The organism is Caballeronia sp. LZ003 (assembly GCF_031451465.1).
In the GTDB taxonomy this organism is placed as follows: domain Bacteria; phylum Pseudomonadota; class Gammaproteobacteria; order Burkholderiales; family Burkholderiaceae; genus Caballeronia.
Genome location: NZ_JARUXJ010000019.1, coordinates 1 through 2,158, shown reverse-complemented (window position 1 = coordinate 2,158; position 2,158 = coordinate 1). Strand labels below are relative to the sequence as shown.

The 2,158-nt window shown below is 57.9% G+C and carries 2 protein-coding genes and 1 pseudogene; all 3 read left to right on the top strand.

The window, feature by feature from the left end:
* Positions 1 to 489 (top strand): annotated as a pseudogene (locus QCE79_RS32450) (short-chain dehydrogenase); the annotation flags it as partial.
* Between the two features lie 358 nt (positions 490 to 847).
* Positions 848 to 1,351 (top strand): CinA family protein, encoded by a 504-nt coding sequence (locus QCE79_RS32445; protein WP_309851412.1) that lies wholly within the window; start codon positions 848 to 850, stop codon positions 1,349 to 1,351.
* A 9-nt stretch (positions 1,352 to 1,360) separates the two neighbouring features.
* Positions 1,361 to 2,158, top strand: a 798-nt coding sequence (gene nadE, locus QCE79_RS32440; RefSeq protein ID WP_309851410.1) for an ammonia-dependent NAD(+) synthetase, incomplete at its 3' end; no start/stop codon positions are given.

Sequence of the window (2,158 nt, the reverse complement as noted above, 5' to 3'; positions counted from 1 at the left end):
GAAAAGGTGCCCGTTTCGGTGACGCTTATCAAACCGGCGGGCATCGACACGTTGTTCGTAGAGCATGCGAAGAATTACCTTGACGAAGAGCCGAAGCTGCCGCCGCCGGTCTATGCGCCGGATATCGTCGCAAAGGCGATCCTTCACGCGGCCGTGCATCCGGAGCGCGACATTTATGTTGGCGGCGCGTCGCGCGCGATGGCGGGCTTCGGCCAACGCGCGCCGCGTCTCTATGACGCAATCACGAGCCTGCTTGGCGTGAAGGCGCAATCGAAGGGCGAACCCAAACAAAGCGGCGACGCGCTCTACGAACGCGGCGGCGACTTGCGGGAACGCTCGGGCAAGAATGGCCGCGTACGCGAATTCAGCCTGTACACCGACGCGCGGCTGCAACCGGCGGGCGCGCGGGCTGCATTTGCCGGAGCGGCTGCCGTGCTGCTCGTGATGATGGCGCGGCGCTACGTGCGCCAGACGCGCGACGCCTATTGACCAATTAGGAGCTGATCACGCACCGACTGAGTCGCAGTACCGCCGCCGCAAGCCTCGCATTCGCATTCGTCGCGCGATCCTCGCTCGCACAAGAGCCACAGGGCGATGCAGCCGCGAGTGCGCGCGGCTGCGACTGGTCGCGTAATTCGAACATCAGTTCACGGGTGTAACGGTCTCGCCGACGGGCCGGATCTTCGTCAACTTCCCGCATTGACGGATGTGACCCAGGCCATCCACGATCCCGCGTCGTCGCCAGCATCACTTCGTTGGTTAATCCCTTGCATGGCAGCTGGTGTACCGATTGCTCGAATGTACGCGCAGGACGGAAATTAATTCAAGAAGTCAGAGAGACAGATACATGGATATCCCGAGGCAGGTCGTTTCGTTCTTAACTTCACGAGGTCTCAAGCTGGCTACCGCCGAGTCCTGTACTGCAGGCTTAATTGCATCGCTTATATCGTCGGTGCCAGGCAGCGGTGCCTGCCTGGATGTTGGCTTCATTACCTATTCGCCTTCCGGTAAAGCGGGATTCCTCGACGTTCAGGAGTCGACAATGGACAGGTACGGCTTGACCAGTGAAGAAGTCGCAAAGGAGATGGCAGAAGGGGCACTTCGCCTTGAGGCGTGTTGTGCAGATGTTTCTGTTTCCAATACGGGGGTGGCCGATGGAAACGCGGGTGATGTTCCCGCACCCGGTACCCAGTGTTTCGGGTGGGCGTTCAAGTTCCAAAATGGCAAGATCGAGTGCGTGACTGAAACGAAGATTTTCAACGGCGAACGTAACGACGTTAGACGTGCTGCGGCGCTCTACGCCTTGTCACGCATCGAACACCACTTCAACGGCCTGTCGAGCAGCTCATAGGAGTTCGAAATGCAGCAAGAAGATAACGATTGGAGAGCTTGGCAAAAGGAAGTGATCACCGAGCTCAACGTTCCACAAGATTTCGACGAAGACCTTGAGCGTGAGCGACGCGTGACATTCTTGTCGAACTACCTCGCCTCGCAAGGCTTGAGAACATATGTGCTCGGGATCAGTGGGGGTGTCGACTCTTTGGTTGCCGGCCGATTAGCGCAGTTGAGCGTTGAACGCCTTCGGGCACGCCGATATGAAGCACATTTTGTTGCCGTCAGATTGCCGTATGGGGTTCAACGCGATGAGCATGACGCCCAACACGCACTGGAATTCGTTCGACCCGACGAAGTGCTCACCGTCAATATCCAAGGCTCGGCTGACGAGATGCTCCTATCGCTCGAACACGCGGGCGCTCAATATGTTGATGACTATCAAAGGGACTTTGTGCTGGGCAACATTAAGGCCCGCGAGCGAATGATTTCTCAGTATGCAATCGCAGGCGCTCGACAGGGCGTGGTAATCGGCACTGACCACGCCGCCGAATCGTTAATGGGCTTTTTCACTAAATATGGTGACGGGGCGGCCGATGTTTTGCCCCTTTCGGGTCTGACCAAGCGACGTGTGAGGGCACTGGCGCGGTCGATGGGCGCAGAAGAACGGCTTGTCAGCAAAGTTCCGACTGCCGACCTGGAAACACTCACGCCACAGCGTCCCGATGAAGACAGCTATGGCATCAGCTATGAGAATATCGATGATTTCCTGGAGGGCAGGGACGTCGGCTCTGAAGTCGTGGCTACGGTGCGACGCTTTTACACC

Bases quoted from the DNA above. Each gene is read 5' to 3' on its own strand.
- QCE79_RS32445 (WP_309851412.1), top strand. From the start codon at position 848: ATGGATATCCCGAGGCAGGTCGTTTCGTTCTTAACTTCACGAGGTCTC.